This window comes from Microbacterium arborescens (assembly GCF_030369635.1).
In the GTDB taxonomy this organism is placed as follows: domain Bacteria; phylum Actinomycetota; class Actinomycetes; order Actinomycetales; family Microbacteriaceae; genus Microbacterium.
Window position 1 is genome coordinate 1241900 of the sequence record NZ_CP128474.1, and the last position, 16450, is coordinate 1258349.

The 16450-nt window shown below is 69.1% G+C and carries 16 protein-coding genes; 14 read left to right on the forward strand and 2 right to left on the reverse strand.

Annotation, left to right across the window (positions count from 1 at the left end):
- Positions 1-7: 7 nt before the first annotated feature.
- From QUC20_RS05845 to QUC20_RS05890, 10 genes are all read left to right on the forward strand, one after another.
- A complete protein-coding gene (locus QUC20_RS05845; RefSeq protein ID WP_289331231.1) occupies positions 8-1081 on the forward strand; it encodes a UDP-N-acetylglucosamine--N-acetylmuramyl-(pentapeptide) pyrophosphoryl-undecaprenol N-acetylglucosamine transferase in 1074 nt (357 codons plus the stop codon).
- A gap of 49 nt (positions 1082-1130) precedes the next feature.
- A complete protein-coding gene (gene murC / locus QUC20_RS05850) occupies positions 1131-2531 on the forward strand; it encodes a UDP-N-acetylmuramate--L-alanine ligase (RefSeq protein ID WP_289331232.1) in 1401 nt (466 codons plus the stop codon).
- A 3-nt stretch (positions 2532-2534) separates the two neighbouring features.
- Positions 2535-3611, forward strand: a complete 1077-nt coding sequence (locus QUC20_RS05855; RefSeq protein ID WP_289331233.1) for a cell division protein FtsQ/DivIB — start codon at positions 2535-2537, stop codon at positions 3609-3611.
- Positions 3612-3803: 192 nt separating this feature from the next.
- Positions 3804-4955: a cell division protein FtsZ gene (gene ftsZ / locus QUC20_RS05860; RefSeq protein ID WP_120264340.1), complete on the forward strand. Its 1152-nt coding sequence runs from the start codon at positions 3804-3806 to the stop codon at positions 4953-4955.
- A 12-nt stretch (positions 4956-4967) separates the two neighbouring features.
- Positions 4968-5654: a YggS family pyridoxal phosphate-dependent enzyme gene (locus tag QUC20_RS05865; protein ID WP_120262972.1), complete on the forward strand. Its 687-nt coding sequence runs from the start codon at positions 4968-4970 to the stop codon at positions 5652-5654.
- 31 nt (positions 5655-5685) lie between these two features.
- On the forward strand, positions 5686-6147 hold the full coding sequence (locus QUC20_RS05870; protein WP_120262971.1) for a cell division protein SepF: 462 nt from the start codon (positions 5686-5688) through the stop codon (positions 6145-6147).
- A 6-nt stretch (positions 6148-6153) separates the two neighbouring features.
- Positions 6154-6456: a YggT family protein gene (locus QUC20_RS05875; protein WP_094261897.1), complete on the forward strand. Its 303-nt coding sequence runs from the start codon at positions 6154-6156 to the stop codon at positions 6454-6456.
- 121 nt (positions 6457-6577) lie between these two features.
- Positions 6578-7156 carry a DivIVA domain-containing protein gene (locus QUC20_RS05880; RefSeq protein ID WP_120262970.1) on the forward strand — a complete coding sequence of 193 codons (579 nt, stop codon included), beginning with the start codon at positions 6578-6580 and terminating at the stop codon, positions 7154-7156.
- A gap of 3 nt (positions 7157-7159) precedes the next feature.
- Positions 7160-7738, forward strand: coding sequence for a signal peptidase II (gene lspA / locus QUC20_RS05885; protein WP_434543655.1), 579 nt, complete (start codon positions 7160-7162; stop codon positions 7736-7738).
- Between the two features lies 1 nt (position 7739).
- Entirely contained in the window at positions 7740-8660 is a 921-nt protein-coding gene (locus QUC20_RS05890) for an RluA family pseudouridine synthase (protein WP_289331234.1), read from the forward strand.
- 37 nt (positions 8661-8697) lie between these two features.
- On the opposite strand, the gene QUC20_RS05895 is transcribed toward QUC20_RS05890, so the two are convergent.
- Both QUC20_RS05895 and QUC20_RS05900 read right to left on the reverse strand, forming a co-directional pair.
- Entirely contained in the window at positions 8698-9300 is a 603-nt protein-coding gene (locus QUC20_RS05895; protein ID WP_289331235.1) for a cyclodeaminase/cyclohydrolase family protein, read from the reverse strand.
- Positions 9297-9770: an NUDIX hydrolase gene (locus QUC20_RS05900; RefSeq protein ID WP_289331236.1), complete on the reverse strand. Its 474-nt coding sequence runs from the start codon at positions 9768-9770 to the stop codon at positions 9297-9299. The genes QUC20_RS05895 and QUC20_RS05900 overlap by 4 nt, the downstream gene beginning before the upstream one ends.
- A gap of 95 nt (positions 9771-9865) precedes the next feature.
- Between QUC20_RS05900 and dnaE the strand changes: the two genes are divergently transcribed.
- The 4 genes from dnaE to nrdR are packed head-to-tail and all read left to right on the forward strand — an operon-like array spanning position 9866 to position 16446.
- Entirely contained in the window at positions 9866-13336 is a 3471-nt protein-coding gene (dnaE, locus tag QUC20_RS05905; RefSeq protein WP_289331480.1) for a DNA polymerase III subunit alpha, read from the forward strand.
- A 49-nt stretch (positions 13337-13385) separates the two neighbouring features.
- Positions 13386-14621 (forward strand): hypothetical protein, encoded by a 1236-nt coding sequence (locus QUC20_RS05910; RefSeq protein WP_289331237.1) that lies wholly within the window; start codon positions 13386-13388, stop codon positions 14619-14621.
- A 31-nt stretch (positions 14622-14652) separates the two neighbouring features.
- Positions 14653-15951, forward strand: coding sequence for a histidinol dehydrogenase (hisD, locus tag QUC20_RS05915; RefSeq protein ID WP_120262963.1), 1299 nt, complete (start codon positions 14653-14655; stop codon positions 15949-15951).
- Between the two features lie 12 nt (positions 15952-15963).
- A complete protein-coding gene (nrdR, locus tag QUC20_RS05920; RefSeq protein WP_289331238.1) occupies positions 15964-16446 on the forward strand; it encodes a transcriptional regulator NrdR in 483 nt (160 codons plus the stop codon).
- The last annotated feature ends 4 nt before the right edge of the window (positions 16447-16450 follow it).

The window sequence follows — 16450 nt, forward strand, 5'->3', positions numbered from 1 at the left end:
CGATCCGGTGACCACCTACCTTCTGGCGGGCGGCGGCACGGCGGGGCATGTCAATCCGCTGCTCGCCGTGGCCGACGAACTGCGCGACCGACGTTCCGACGACACCGTGCTGGTGCTCGGTACGCGAGAGGGGCTCGAATCCCGTCTGGTGCCGCAGCGCGGATACGAACTGCTGATCGTCGACAAGGTGCCGTTCCCGCGGCGACCCAACGGTGCGGCGGTGCGGTTCCCGGCACGCTGGCTGCGAGCCGTTGCGCAGGTGCGCACCTACATCCGTGAGCGGGGAGTCGACGTCGTCGCGGGATTCGGCGGTTACGCGGCCGCCCCCGCCTACATCGCGGCGCGCCGTGAGAGTGTGCCTTACGTCGTCCATGAAGCCAATGCGCGGCCCGGGCTCGCCAACGTGCTCGGTGCGCGCAAGGCCGCCGCAACCGGCACGGTCTTCGAGGGGACGCCCCTGCGCGGCGCTCAGGTGGTCGGGATGCCGCTCCGCCGTGAGATCGTCGACCTCGACCGGGCAGCGCGTCGTACCGAGGCCGCAGCCGCGTTCGGTCTCGATCCTGCGCGCCCCGTCGTCCTGGTGTTCGGCGGCTCCCTCGGCGCACGCCGGCTCAATGAGGCGCTGGCCGGCTCATGGCGCGACATCGTCGCCGCCGGCTGGCAGGTGCTGCATGCTGCAGGCGAACGCAACGAGGTGCCCGACGGTTCGTCGCCGGACTACCGCGTCGTGCCGTATCTCGATCGCATGGACCTGGCGTTCGCTCTCGCCGATGTCGTGATCTCGCGCTCGGGAGCCGCGACGGTGAGCGAGGTCACCGCGCTCGGCATCCCGGCCATCTACGTGCCCTACGCCGTGGGCAACGGCGAGCAGGCGCTGAATGCGGCGGGTGCGGTCCGAGCCGGCGCTGCGCGCATCATCCCCGACGCCGACTTCACTCCCGAGCGGGTGCGCGCCGAGATCGTCCCGCTGCTCGCGGACGAGGGTGAGCTCGACCGGATGCGGCGCGCCGCCGGCACGGTCGGCACGCGCGAGGGCGCCGCCAACGTCGTCGCTCTGCTCGACGCCGCGCAGCAGCGCTGAGGGCGTGGCGGGCGGCCCTGTCAGCCGGGCGACCTAGACTTGACGGGTCATGATCAGACCCGACTTGAGCCTCCCGATCCCCGCCGACATCACCGCCGCGCACTTCATCGGCATCGGTGGATCGGGCATGTCCGGCCTCGCCGGGATGTTCCTCGACCGCGGCATCCGCGTCTCCGGTTCAGACCGCGCCGACAGCCCCGCGATGCGCGCGCTCGCGGCGCGCGGGGCGGACGTCCACGTCGGACACGCCGCGGCCCACCTCCCCGACGACGCCGACACGGTCGTCCACACGGGCGCGATCTGGCCCGAGAACCCGGAGTTCCTCCTCGCCAAAGAGCGTGGCCTGCACGTCATCCACCGGTCGCAGGCCCTGCACTGGCTCATCGGAGGACGGCGGCTGGTCTCGGTGGCCGGGGCGCACGGCAAGACCACGTCCACGGGCATGATCGTGACCGCGCTGCGTGGCCTCGGAACCCGTCCGACGTTCGTGAACGGCGGCGTGATCGCCGACCTGGGGGTCTCGAGTGCGACGGGAGACGACGACGTCTTCGTCATCGAGGCCGACGAGTCCGACGGCACCTTCCTCCTCTACGACACCTCGATCGCCCTGATCACCAACGTCGACCCCGACCACCTCGACCACTGGGAGACCCGCGAGGCGTTCTACGACGGTTTCGTGCGATTCGGCGACGGCGCGCGAGAGGCCGTCGTCATCTCGGCTGACGACCCGGGCGCGGCGCGTGTCGCCGCCGCTCTGACGCACCGCCGAGTGATCACGTTCGGTGAGGCGGCCGAGGCCGACGTTCGGGTCTCCGACATCGTGACGCACGGGCCGGTGTCGTTCTCGCTCACTGCCGGGGGAGACACGGTCCACGGCCGACTCTCGGTGCCGGGTGCGCACAACGCGATGAACGCCGCTGGCGCCGTCGCCGGGCTGATCGCCCTCGGGTTCGAGCTCGAGCGCGCGCTGCGTGCCGTCGAAGGGTTCGGGGGCACGGCCCGGCGGTTCGAGCTGCACGGCGTGACCCGCGGAGTCAGCGTGTACGACGACTACGCGCACCACCCGACCGAGGTGGCCGCCGCCCTCTCGGCGGCCCGCACCGTCGTCGGCGATGGGCGCATCATCGCGCTCCACCAGCCGCACACGTACTCGCGCACCCAGGAGATGTTCCGCGAGTTCGCGGACGTCCTCGAGACGCACGCCGACCACACCGTCGTCCTCGACGTCTACGGGGCGCGCGAAGATCCGGTTCCCGGCGTCACCGGTGAACTCGTCAGCGGGGCGTTCGCCGACCCCGAGCGCGTCCATTTCGTCGCCGACTGGCAGAAGGCCGCCGACTACACGGCAGGCGTCGCACGCGAGGGCGACTTCATCGTCACGCTGGGGTGCGGCAACGTGAACCTCATCGTCCCGCAGGTGCTCGAAGCGCTCGCTCGGACGGAGGACTAGCCGATGCGCCGCCCGAGCCCGCTGCCGCCCTCGTCACGGCCCGCCGGCGGGCACGACGGCGCAGACGCCCAGGACGCTCGTCGCCCGCTCGCGACGCGGCGCGTCGACCCGCCGCGTCGGGCGCAGGACGGTCCGGATGCGGGTGACGTTGCGGAGGGCTCGTCGCCGGATGCGACCGAGACTCAGCCCGTCGAGGAGATGTGGCATCAACGCGGCCGTGACTACGGGATCGCGCCCATCATCCCGTTCGATCCGCCCGCGCGGGCGGAGCCCGAGACCCCGTCGACACCGGGTGTCGCGGACGACGACGACACAGGTCGCACGCCGCTCACCGCGCGCGACCTGTGGGGAGCGGCGCGGGCGCGTCGGCGCGCGCTCCGGCGCGAGGTCCGACGTTTCACCGCGCGTCAGCGTCGGCGCCGACGCATCTGGTTGGTCTCCGCGGGGTTGTTCGTCGCCCTCGTCCTCGGGTCGATCGGAGCCGCGTACAGCCCGTTGTTCGCCGTTGAGCGCATCACGATCGTCGGCACCGCGCAGCTCGACCCGGGAGCGGTGGAGACCGCCCTCGAAGGGCAGCTGGGCACGCCGATGCCGCTCGTCGACGAGAGCGCCGTGAAGGCGGCGCTCGTCTCCTTCCCGCTGGTGGAGTCGTACAGCCTCGAGGCCAGGCCGCCGCACGAGCTCGTGGTGCGCGTCGTCGAGCGGACGCCGGTGGGAGCCGTGCAGGGCGAGGCCGGCTACACCCTCGTCGACGCGGCCGGGGTCGCGCTCTCGACTACGCCCGAGCCGCCGGCCGGTCAGCCGCTCATCGAGGTCGAAGGCGGTCCGTCGTCGAGCACCTTCGCCGCAGCGGGGCAGGTGTTCCGATCGCTTCCGGACTCGCTGCGTTCGCAGGTGACCGTGCTGTCCGCGACGACGCCCAACGACGTCACCTTGACCCTCGGCGACGGCCGCTCGGTGGTCTGGGGTGGGCCCGCCGACTCGGCCAAGAAGGTTCAGGCGCTCGAAGCGCTGATGAACGCGCGGCCGGATGCCTCGGGATACGACGTTTCGTCGCCGCAGGCGGCCGTCGTCCGCTGAGGTCGGCCGGGACCGGGCGACCGTGCTGGAAGCCCATGACACGTGGGATGTCGCGACACGCCGCTCACGTCCGTCGGGTGCGTCCACGAGTGCGTAGCTTCAACCTCAGGAATTGCATACCCGGCAATTCTTTAAACCTCTACGTGAGGTTGAAGGTTTACGAGCAGGGTTCGGGACGAGATGGAGGCCGGCATGAGCCAGAACCAGAACTACCTCGCGGTGATCAAGGTCGTCGGTGTGGGCGGTGGCGGCGTCAATGCCGTCAACCGGATGATCGAGCTGGGGCTGCGGGGTGTCGAGTTCATCGCGGTGAACACCGACGCCCAGGCGCTCCTGATGAGCGATGCCGACGTCAAACTCGACGTCGGCCGTGAGCTGACGCGCGGCCTGGGCGCCGGCGCCGACCCCGAGGTCGGGCGTCGTGCTGCGGAGGACCACGCCGAAGAGATCGAAGAGGCGCTCGCGGGCGCCGACATGGTCTTCGTGACTGCCGGCGAGGGCGGTGGCACCGGCACCGGCGGCGCGCCCGTCGTTGCACGTATCGCCAAGTCGATCGGTGCGCTCACGATCGGTGTCGTCACGAAGCCCTTCTCGTTCGAGGGTCGTCGTCGGCAGAGCCAGGCCGAGGCCGGCGTGTCGAAGCTGAAGGAAGAGGTCGACACCCTCATCGTCGTCCCGAACGACCGCCTGCTCGAGATCAGCGACCGCGGCATCTCGATGGTCGAGGCCTTCGCGACCGCCGACCAGGTGCTGCTCGCCGGTGTCCAGGGCATCACCGACCTGATCACCACCCCCGGTCTCATCAACCTCGACTTCGCCGACGTGAAGTCCGTCATGCAGGGGGCTGGCTCGGCCCTCATGGGCATCGGCTCCGCGCGCGGAGCCGACCGCGCGATCAAGGCCGCCGAGCTCGCCGTCGAGTCGCCGCTTCTCGAAGCGTCCATCGAGGGAGCCCACGGCGTCCTGCTCTCCATCCAGGGCGGGTCGAACCTCGGCATCTTCGAGATCAACGATGCGGCGCAGCTCGTCAAGGAGGCCGCGCACCCCGAGGCGAACATCATCTTCGGTACGGTCATCGACGACACCCTCGGCGACGAGGTCCGCGTGACGGTCATCGCGGCAGGCTTCGACGGTGGCGAGCCGCAGACCCGCATCGAGCCCATCGCCGCTGCTCGTCCTTCCGCGCCGCCGGTCCTGCCCGAGGTTCCGGCCGAGGAGGCTGCGGCATCCGAGCCCTCCGAACGTCGCGAGACCAAGGAGACGGTGCCGGTCTCGGCCAAGAGCGAGTCGTACGACTCGGTCTTCGGCGACGACGACCTCGACATCCCCGACTTCCTGAAGTAGGCCGATCGCCCCATGCCGGATCTGGCCGAACGGCTCGCCGACGTCGACGCCCGCATCGCCGCTGCGATGCGGGCGTCGGGTCGCGCCCCGGGCGAGGTGACGAGGGTCGTGGTGACGAAGTTCCACCCGCCTGAGCTCATCGCGCAGCTCCACGCACTGGGCGTGCGTGATGTGGGGGAGAACCGGCAGCAGGAGCTCACCGCGAAGCGCGCGGAGCTCGCCGGGCTCGAGGGCATGCGCTGGCATTTCATCGGCCAGGCCCAGACGAACAAGGCGCGCGCGGTGCGAGCAGCGGCGGATGTCGTCCACTCCGTCGACCGCGCGCGCATCGCCGACGCGCTCGACGGCGCAGAGCCCGAGGGCGAGCCCCTCGACGTGCTCGTGCAGGTCAACCTGACCGATGACCCGGGTCGTGGCGGCGTCGCGCCGGACGGAGTCGAGGCCCTGGCCACCCACGTGTTGGAGCGGTGCCCGGGTCTGGTGGTCCGAGGCGTCATGGCCGTCGCCCCCCTCGGCGAGGAGCCCGCCGCGGCGTTCGCCCGCCTCGCGCAGACGTCAGACGTCCTGCGTACCGTCGCGCCCGGCGCGACCTGGATCTCCGCCGGGATGACCGGCGATTTCGTCGAAGCGATCTCTGCCGGTGCGACACACCTGCGGATCGGATCGGCAATCACGGGACCGCGCCCGGACCGCGGATAGCCTCGGAACAGACGAGCAAACGGAGGATGCGATGTCGAACCCGCTGAAGAAGACCATGGTTTACCTGGGCCTCGCAGATGAGGAAGAAATGTACGAAGAGCCGCAGGCCGAGCAGCAGCAGGCTCGCCGTGAGAAGCCCGTCGAGAAGCCGGCGGCGCCGGTGACGCCCCTGCACCGCCCCGCGGTCGTGCGTCAGCCCACGACGGGAACCGTGAGCGAGATTCTGACCGTCCACCCCAAGCAGTACCGCGACGCGCAGGTCATCGCCGAGAACTTCCGCGAGGGTGTGCCGGTGATCATCAACCTCTCGCAGATGAGCGACGCCGATGCGCGCCGCCTCATCGACTTCGCGAGCGGCCTGTCCCTCGGTCTCTACGGCCGCATCGAGCGTGTGACGAGCAAGGTGTTCCTGCTCTCGCCCGAGAACATCGCCGTCTCCGGCGACGGCGCCGTGGCTCAGGCTGAGCCTGAGGCGGCGCCGTTCGCGCAGTGACCTGACGTGGATGTCGTACGGCTGATCGCCGCACTCGTCTACTTCGCCCTCCTGCTGTACATCCTCGTTCTGTTCGTCCGACTGATCCTGGAGTACATCCCGCTGTTCAACCGGGAGTGGCGCCCGAGAGGCTTCACCCTCGTTCTCGCCGAGGTCGTCTACACGATCACGGATCCCCCGATCAAGACACTGCGCCGGGTCATTCCTCCGATCAGGCTCGGCGTCATCGCGATCGATCTGGCATTCCCGCTCACCATGCTGGCGTGCTTCATCCTGCTGTCGATCACTCGCGTGATCGCCTTCGTCTGAGGCGGTCGCGGCGGGATCGTCGCGGCCGAGAAAGCGTCGGACTATGCTGGGTGGGTACGGCCCGCTGCGGCGGGTGCCGGCTGACCGGCCCGCGTCGTGAGCCCTGAAAGAGGACAACACCATGGCTTTGACCCCTGAAGACGTCGTCACCAAGCAGTTCCAGCACGTGCGTTTCAAGGAAGGATTCGACCCCGATGAGGTCGACGACTTCCTCGACGAGATCGTCGTGGAATGGCGCAAGACGATCGCTGAGAACGACGAGCTCAAGGCGAAGCTCGCAGCCTACGAGTCGGGCGAGACCCCCGCGCCGGCCGCATCCGACGACGCCGTCGTCGAAGAGGTGCCCGCGCCGGTCGCCGCTGTCGAGCAGCCCGCCGCGGCCGCCGACATGGCTCCTGCCGCCGCATCCGCCGGCATCATCGAGCTGGCCCAGCGCCTGCACGACGAGCACGTCGCCGAGGGCAAGGCCCAGCGCGACAAGCTCATCGCCGATGCGCAGGCCCAGGCCGCGTCGATCATCTCCGAGGCAGAAGCCCGAGGCCGCGACGAGGTCGCGCGTCTCGAAGCCGAGCGCGTGTCGCTCGAGGGTCGCATCTCCGAGCTGCAGCAGTTCGAGAAGGACTACCGCGGTCAGCTCCGCGGCTTCATCGAGAGCAAGCTCCGCGATCTCGACACGACCGGCGTCTCGGCCGGCGCCTAATCCTTGGCGTCGCGCAAGCGTCTGAACGGTCCGGCGGCCGGTGCCCTCGTCGCGATTCTCGCGACAGTGGTGCTGGCCGCCGACCAGTTCACGAAGTACCTCGCCCTCGAGAACCTGCCGTACCAGCGTGAGGTCCCCGTCCTCGGCGACTTCTTCCAGCTTTACCTGACGAAGAACCCCGGTGCGGCGTTCTCGCTGGGGACCGGCGTCACGTGGCTCTTCACGATCGCGCTCGCTGCTGTCGCGGTGGTCGTGATCGTGCTCACTGTACGCAGCGTGCGCACGCGGTCGTGGGCCATCGTCCTCGGACTCCTTCTGGGGGGCGTGCTCGGCAATCTCACCGACCGCCTGCTGCGCGAACCCGGTTTCCTCGTCGGGCACGTGATCGACTTCATCCACACGCCGTGGATGTGGCTGTGGTTCCCCTCTGCGATCTACAACGTCGCCGACATGTTCATCGTGACGATGATGATCTCCGTCGCCGTGCTCGTGGTGATCGGCATCCGCTTCGATGGTTCACGCGAGCGGCGAACAGCAGACGCGCCCGCCGAATCGACGACCGACGCCCCCGCGGACCGCTGAGATGCCGCAGCGCGCGCTCCCGGTTCCCGACGGACTCGACGGCGTTCGTGTCGACGCCGCGCTGGCCAAGCTGCTCGGATTCTCCCGCACCTTCGCCGCGGAGGTGGCGGCTGCGGGCGGTGTGACCCTCGATGGTCGCACGCTCGGCAAGTCCGACAAGCTCGTCGCCGGGTCTTGGCTCGACGTCTTCTGGGAGGAGCGGGCTGAAGCGCAGATCGTCCCGGTCGCGGTGCCCGACCTGGGCATCGTGCACGACGATGACGACATCGTCGTCGTCGACAAGCCGGCCGGGGTCGCCGCGCACCCGTCGCTCGGGTGGGACGGACCGACGGTCCTGGGCGCGCTGGCAGCCGCGGGCTATCGCATCGCCACGACGGGTGCCGCCGAGCGTCAGGGCGTCGTGCACCGGCTCGATGTCGGCACCAGCGGTCTCATGGTCGTCGCCAAGAGCGAGCGCGCCTACGTCGCGCTCAAGCGCGCGTTCAAGGAGCGCGAGGTCGAGAAGATCTACCACGCCGTGGTGCAAGGTCATCCCGATCCGCTCGCGGGAACGATCGATGCCCCGATCGGCCGCCACCCCTCGCACTCCTGGAAGTTCGCCGTCACGCCCACGGGCAAAGACTCCGTCACCCACTACGAGACGCTCGAGGCGTTCCCGGGCGCATCATTGCTCGAGGTGCACCTCGAGACCGGACGGACGCATCAGATCCGTGTGCACATGGCCGCGCATCGGCATCCCTGCGTCGGCGATCCGCTGTACGGCGCCGACCCGACGCTGTCCGCCCGGCTCGGGCTGACCCGTCAGTGGCTGCACGCCCACCGGCTCGCATTCGATCACCCGGTGACGGGGGAGTGGTCGACCTTCGTCTCGCCGTACGCCCCCGACCTCGCGCGCGCCCTCGAGGTACTCCGCGGCGATTGACGTCTGCCCGCAAGCAGAACCGCCGGGCGAGGTCTCGCTATGGCTCGCCGAGCCGGTCGGCGAGAGCCCGCGCTTCGCGCCGTGCCGTGATGAGCCGGCCGAGCAGGTCGCCGTGCATCGCCTCGGCAGGGCGGGCATCGCCGTGGGCATCGATGAGCGCGAGGCCGCCGCGGAGGTTCGTCGCCGCGCCACCGAGTCCTGCGGCCACGGCATCGGAGGCGACGGCGACGTCGGACATGAGGTGGTGGTTGCCGACGTCGGCGAGGAGGCGCACCTCCGTCCACACCCCGAGCGCGATGTCGCCGAGTGCGGCCGACGTCTCGATCGCACGGGTCGCCGCATCGACGATGCGCCGATCGCGATCGCCCGGACCCTCATCCTGTGCCGGTCGGAGTGCGGCGCCGAGGGCGCCCGACGCGCGGCCGTCGTCATCCGCTGCCGCCACGGCCGCGTCACGAAGCCGGGCGAGTCGGCGGTCGATGCCGGTCGCGGCGGGCTCTGCGGCGCTGTAGCGACTCACCATCTGAGCCAGTGCCGCGGCGACCGCGGTCACGACTCCGCTCGCGGTCCCGCCTCCCGGGTCGCCCTGATCCTGCGCGAGCGCGTCGAGCAGGTCGCCCAGAGCGACGCGGGAACTCACCGGCCGCCCCGGAATGTGGCCGGGTCGTCCTCCGCGACGGCGAGTGCGATCTTGCGGACGTGCTCCGGCGCGACGTCGGTCATCTGGCCGAGGTCGTAGAACCCCACCTCCGTCAGCTCGCCGTCGGCGGGGTGCGGGTCGCCCGAGACCCACGAGCACCGGAACACCAGATCGAGGTAGTCGACCTGATCGCCGTTGGCATAGATGATCCGGGGGATCTGATGCACGAGCGCGAGGCGCTCGGCGCGGACGACGACTCCCGCTTCTTCGAGGCACTCGCGGACGGCCGCGTCAGCGGGCTCCTCGCCCGGATCGACGATGCCCGACACGGGTTGCCAGCTGCCGTTGTCGGCTCGCTTGCCCAGAAGCACCTTCTCGTCGCGGAACACCACGGCGGTCACCCCCACGAGGGGGAGCGGAGCGGTGCCGATCTTCTCGCGCAGATCGAGGACGAAGTCGGGAGTGGCCATGGGCCCAGCCTAAGACCGGTGTCCGAGCCCGAACGTAGACTCGTCTGGTGGCATCCGACTCCTTCGTTCATCTGCACGTGCACAGCGAGTACTCGATGCTCGACGGTGCAGCCAAGATCGCGGCCATGACCCAAGCGGCGGCCGATTACGGCATGCCGGCGATCGCCGTGACCGACCACGGCAACACCTTCGCCGCGTTCGAGTTCTACCGGGCCGCGAAGGCCGCGGGCGTCAAGCCGATCATCGGCCTCGAGGCCTACGTCACGCCGGGCACCCATCGCAGTGACAAGTCCCGCGTGGCGTGGGGTTCTCCCGAGCAGAAGAGCGACGACGTGTCGGGTTCTGGCGCCTACACCCACATGACGATGTGGAGCCAGAGCACCGAAGGCATGCACAACCTGTTCCGGTTGAGCTCGCGGTCGAGCATGGAGGGCTATTACTTCAAGCCGCGCATGGACCGCGAGCTGCTCCAGACCTACGGCAAGGGGCTCATCGCGACCACGGGCTGCCCCTCGGGCGAGGTGCAGACGCGGCTCCGCCTCGGTCAGTACGACGCTGCTCGCGCTGCGGCCGCCGAGTTCCAAGACATCTTCGGCAAAGAGAACTACTTCGCCGAGATCATGGATCACGGCTTGTCGATCGAGCGCCGGGTCATGACCGACCTGCTGCGTCTCGCGAAAGACCTCGACATCCCGCTCGTCGCGACCAACGACTCGCACTACACGCATCAGCACGAGGCCGACGCGCACGCGGCGCTGCTCTGCGTGCAGTCCGGTTCGACGCTCGATGACCCGAACCGCTTCAAGTTCGACGGCGACGGCTACTACATCAAGACCGCTCAGGAGATGCGGCAGCTCTTCCGCGACCACCCCGAGGCGTGCGACAACACCCTCCTCATCGCCGAGCGCTGCGAGGTCGAGTTCAACACCTCGGCCAACTACATGCCGCGATTCCCCGTTCCCGACGGCGAGACCGAAGACAGCTGGCTGGTCAAGGAGGTCGAGGCGGGCCTGCACTACCGGTACCCCGGCGGCATCCCCGACAAGGTGCGCAAGCAGGCCGAGTACGAGACGGGCATCATCCTCCAGATGGGCTTCCCGGGCTACTTCCTCGTCGTCGCCGACTTCATCAACTGGGCCAAGGACAACGGCATCCGTGTGGGCCCCGGCCGCGGTTCGGGCGCCGGCTCGATGGTGGCCTACGCGATGCGCATCACCGATCTCGACCCGCTCGAGCACGGACTCATCTTCGAGCGATTCCTCAACCCCGACCGCGTCAGCATGCCCGACTTCGACGTCGACTTCGACGACCGTCGCCGCGGCGAGGTCATCGAGTACGTCACTGAGAAGTACGGTTCCGAGCGCGTCGCGCAGATCGTCACCTACGGCACGATCAAGTCGAAGCAGGCGCTGAAGGATGCTGGGCGCGTGCTGGGCTTCCCATTCAGCATGGGTGAGAAGCTCACCAAGGCGATGCCGCCGCCCGTGATGGGAAAGGACATGCCCCTCGACGGCATGTTCAACAAGGACCACCCGCGGTTCAAGGAGGCCAGCGAGTTCCGTGCCCTGATCGACACCGATCCCGAAGCGAAGACGGTCTTCGACCGGGCACTCGGGCTCGAAGGTCTGAAGCGGCAGTGGGGTGTGCACGCGGCCGGTGTCATCATGTCGTCGGAACCCCTCCTCGACATCATCCCGATCATGCGTCGCGAGCAGGACGGCCAGATCGTCACGCAGTTCGACTACCCGTCCTGCGAGACGCTCGGGCTCATCAAGATGGACTTCCTGGGGCTGCGAAACCTCACGATCATCTCGGACGCGCTCGACAACATCCGCATGAACCGGGGCGAGGAACTCGATCTCGAACATCTCGAGCTCGATGACCGCCCGGCCTACGACCTCCTCACCCGCGGCGACACGCTCGGGGTGTTCCAGCTCGACGGCGGGCCGATGCGCTCGCTCCTCCGGCTGATGAAGCCCGACAACTTCGAAGACATCTCCGCCGTCATCGCGCTGTACCGCCCGGGTCCGATGGGCGCCAACTCGCACACGAACTACGCGCTCCGTAAGAACGGCCTGCAGCCGATCACCCCGATCCATCCCGAGCTCGAAGAACCACTGCGCGACATCCTCGACACCACGTACGGCCTGATCATCTATCAGGAGCAGGTCATGGCGATCGCTCAGAAGGTCGCAGGCTTCTCGCTCGGTCAGGCAGACATCCTCCGCCGCGCGATGGGCAAGAAGAAGAAGTCCGAGCTCGACAAGCAGTACGAGGGCTTCTCGGGGGGCATGAAGGAGCGCGGCTTCGGCGAGGCCGCCATCAAGGCGCTCTGGGACATCCTGCTGCCGTTCTCCGACTACGCGTTCAACAAGGCGCACTCCGCCGCGTACGGTCTCGTCTCGTACTGGACCGCCTACCTCAAGGCGCACTATCCCGCCGAGTACATGGCTGCCCTGCTCACGAGCGTCGGCGACTCGAAGGACAAGATGGCGGTGTACCTGAACGAATGCCGCCGCATGGGCATCAAGGTGCTGCCGCCCGATGTGGGCGAGTCCATCAGGTACTTCGCGGCCGTCGGCGAAGACATCCGATTCGGTCTGGGCGCGGTGCGCAACGTCGGTGCGAACGTGGTCGACGGCATCATCGCGTCGCGGGCAGACGACAACTACGTCAGCTTCCACGACTTCCTCACCAAGGTCCCGCTTCACGTCGCGAACAAGCGGACCGTGGAGTCGTTGATCAAGGCGGGCGCCTTCGACTCGCTGGGCTCGACCCGGCGGGCGCTCATGGAGATCCATGAGGATGCCGTCGAAGCCGCGGTCGACGCCAAGAGAAAGGCCGCCACGGGCGCGATCGGTTTCGACTTCGACAGCCTGTACGACGAGACCGAGGAGGTCATGCCGGCGAAGGTCCCCGAGCGGCCGGAGTGGACGAAGAAGGACAAGCTGGCGTTCGAGCGCGAGATGCTCGGCCTCTACGTGTCCGACCACCCCTTGGCCGGGTTGGAGATCCCGCTCGCCAAGCACGCCTCCACCTCGATCCACGATCTGCTGGCGTCGGAAGACGTTCAGGACGGCGACCAGGTCACCGTCGCGGGGCTCGTCACGAGCGTGCAGCACCGCGTGGCCAAGCAGAGCGGCAACCCCTACGGCATGATCACCGTCGAGGACTTCGACGGTGAAGTGACCGTGATGTTCATGGGGAAGACCTACACGGAGTTCCAGAGCATGCTCGTGGCCGACTCGATCCTGGTCGTCCGTGGGCGCGTATCCCGCCGCGATGACGGGCTGAACCTTCACGGTCAGTCGGCGTTCTCGCCCGACCTCGGGTCGTTCGATGCCGCCGGGCCGCTCGTGCTGCTGCTCCCGGAGCAGCGTGCGACGGAGTCGACGATCGGCGAGCTGGCGGCCGTCCTGCGTCGCCACAGCGGCGAGACCGAGGTCTCGCTGAAGCTTCATAGAGCAGGTACGGCGAAGGTGTTCGAGGTGCCGCATCCGGTGCGCGTCACGCCCGATCTCTACGGCGAGCTCAAGGGACTTCTGGGACCTCAGTGTCTGGGTTGAGCCGGGTAGGATTCCACCGCAGCGCAACCGCCGCGACGAAGGGAACATCGTGACCGACGAGAAGAACATCCACTCCGACGACGGCCGTCCCGAGGACGCAGCGCCCGGCGTTGCCGAGCCGGAACACGACGTCGCGACTCGCGACGAGTTCGATGGGACGTCGACGACCGAGGCGGCTGCCGATGCGTTCGCCCCGGCACCGGAAGTGGGGGACGCCATCGAGGCGCACGATGAGGCGCCGGTCGACGAGTCGTCCGCCGAGCCCGTCTCAGACGGTTCCGACACAGGCGACCAGTTCGTCTCGGACCGGAGCGCCGACGAGCCTTCCGCCCAGCCGGCCGCGGTCGCGACGGGGGAGACGCCGCCGCAGTACGGCGTCGGCCCGCTGTCGATCCGCGAGGTCGCTCTCGCGGGTGTCTGGGCGATCGCCTTCATCTGCTCCTTCTTCCCGGTTTACGGCCGGTTCGGGGCCGGTGTGTCGGTGTGGGGAGCCGGTATCGACTGGATCCTGACGATCGGCGTCCCCACGGTGGCGGTGTTCCTGGTGCTGCTTCGCCGGTTCTCTCCGCAGGGCATCCGTCGGGTCGGATCGCTCGGCATCGACCAGTTCGCTTCCGTGGCCTTCTCGGTCTCGGCGACAGTGTGGCTCGGGATCATCTGGAGCTCGTTCGCAGGCCTCGCGCAGTCGGGGGTGTTCCTCGCCAGCTGGGTGGTCTGGGTCGAGGTCATCCTGGCCCTCGCGGGTGTCGTCCTCACCGTCGTCGCGCCGCACCTCCCGGTCTTGGGTGAAGACTTCGCCCACCGTGCCGAGTCGCCCGCCCACCGCGTCGCGCGCGCGACGCGTCCCGTTGTCGCGCGGCCGGCGTCGGCGCGGCCGGCCCCGTCGCACAACGTCATGTACACGGCCCCGCACAACGCGGCAGCCGTGAACCCCGAGTACACGGGTTATGCCGCTCCGGCAGGCAGCGCCGCGTACTCGGGCGCTCCGACGTACTCGGCGACTCCGACGCACTCGGACGCTGGGGGATCGGCGCCTGCCGATGCAGCCGAGCCGTTCGACACGGGAGCCACCACGGTCATCGAGCCCATTGCGGCGCCGCAGGCGTTCTGGGCGCTGGCTCCGGAAGAGCGCGATGTCCTCGACGAGATGGGCGAGCCGCTGTTCCGGGTCGGTCCCACCGCATGGGCGCTCGTCATCGAGGACCGCGGTGAGGTGTTCGTCGTCCGTCACGAGGACGGTCGTGTCGGCTACCTGCACGACACCAGCGATGTCACGCGCGGCTGAGTCCGCGGTGGCCGCGCGCTAGCCTGGAACGATGCGCACCATCGATCTTCGCGGCCGTCGGATGACGCCCGCTGAGTTGCTCGCCGCCGTTCCCCGGGCCGAGGCCGCGCGTGGGCTCGCTCTGGCCACCGCAGCAGAGATCGTCCACGATGTGGCTGCGCGGGGGGAGGTCTCGCTCCGTGAACAGGCGGCACGGTTCGACGGTGTCGAGGGTCACGCCGTGCGTGTTCCCGCCGACCACCTCGAGGAGGCGCTGGGAAATATCTCACCGGCCGTTCGAGCAGCGATCGAGGAGTCGATCCGCCGCGTTCGGCTGGCTTCGGCAGCGCAGGTCCCGCCCGATCGGGTGACGGAGCTCGGCCCCGGTGCGCGCGTCGAGCAGCGCTGGCGGCCCGTGCGTCGCGTCGGCGTCTACGTGCCCGGCGGCAAGGCCGTGTACCCCTCGAGCGTCGTGATGAACGTCGTGCCCGCGCAGGTCGCCGGTGTCGAGACGGTGGCGCTCGCTTCGCCCCCGCAGCGCGACCACGGCGGACGGGTGCACCCGGTCATCCTGGCCGCGGCGCGCCTCCTCGGCATCTCCGAGGTCTACGCGATGGGGGGCGCCGGCGCGATCGGTGCCTTCGCCTACGGCGTCGGCTCGCTCGAGCTCGACCCTGTCGACGTCATCTCCGGGCCGGGCAACAACTTCGTCGCCCTCGCCAAGCGCGTCGTCGCGGGTGTGGTCGGCACCGATTCGGAGGCCGGAGCGACCGAGATCCTGATCGTCGCCGATGCCGCTGCCGACGCCGACCTCGTGGCGGCTGACCTCGTCAGCCAGGCGGAGCACGACGAACAGGCCGCGGCTGTTCTCGTCACCGACTCTGTCGATCTGGCGCAGGCCGTCGCCGAGCGGGTTTCGATCCGCGCGACTGCGACCCGACACGCCGAGCGTGTCGCGGTCGCGCTGGACGGACCACAGTCCGCCATCGTCCTGGTCGACGACATCGCGGCTGCGGCGGCGTTCTCGAACGCCTACGCCCCCGAGCACCTCGAACTGCACCTGCGCGACCCGCGGACCGACGACTTCGTCAACGCGGGGGCGGTGTTCGTCGGCTCGCACACGCCGGTGAGCCTCGGCGACTACCTCGCGGGCAGCAACCACGTGTTGCCGACGGGGGGACAGGCCCGGTACGCCGCCGGTCTCGGGGCGGCGACATTCCTGCGGTCGCAGCAGGTCATCACCTACGACCGCGACGCGCTGCGGGCCGTGCACGACGGCATCCTGGCTCTGTCCGACTCCGAGCAGCTGCCCGCGCACGGCGAGGCCGTGTCCGCGCGTTTCAACGCGTAATCTGGGCTGGTCATGCATTGCCCTTTCTGCCGCAATCCCGATTCCCGCGTCATCGACTCCCGCACGAGCGATGACGGCCTGAGCATCCGCCGCCGGCGCCAATGCCCGAAATGCGGCGGCCGCTTCTCGACCATCGAGACGGCGAGCCTCAACGTCATCAAGCGCTCGGGTGTGATTGAGCCGTTCAGCCGCGAGAAGGTGATGTCCGGCGTTCGCAAGGCCTGCCAGGGGAGGCCGGTGACAGAGGCCGACCTCGCCGTGCTGGCGCAGGCGGTCGAAGAGGCCGTGCGTCAGACCGGTTCGTCGCAGATCGACACGAACGAGATCGGGCTCGCGATCCTCGGACCGCTCCGAAACCTCGATGAGATCGCGTACCTCCGCTTCGCGAGCGTCTACCAGGCCTTCGACACGCTCGAAGACTTCGAGGCTGCGATCGAACAGCTGCGGGCAGACCACATCGGCGCACGGACAACAGAGGACGCAGGCTCGCTTTAGGCTG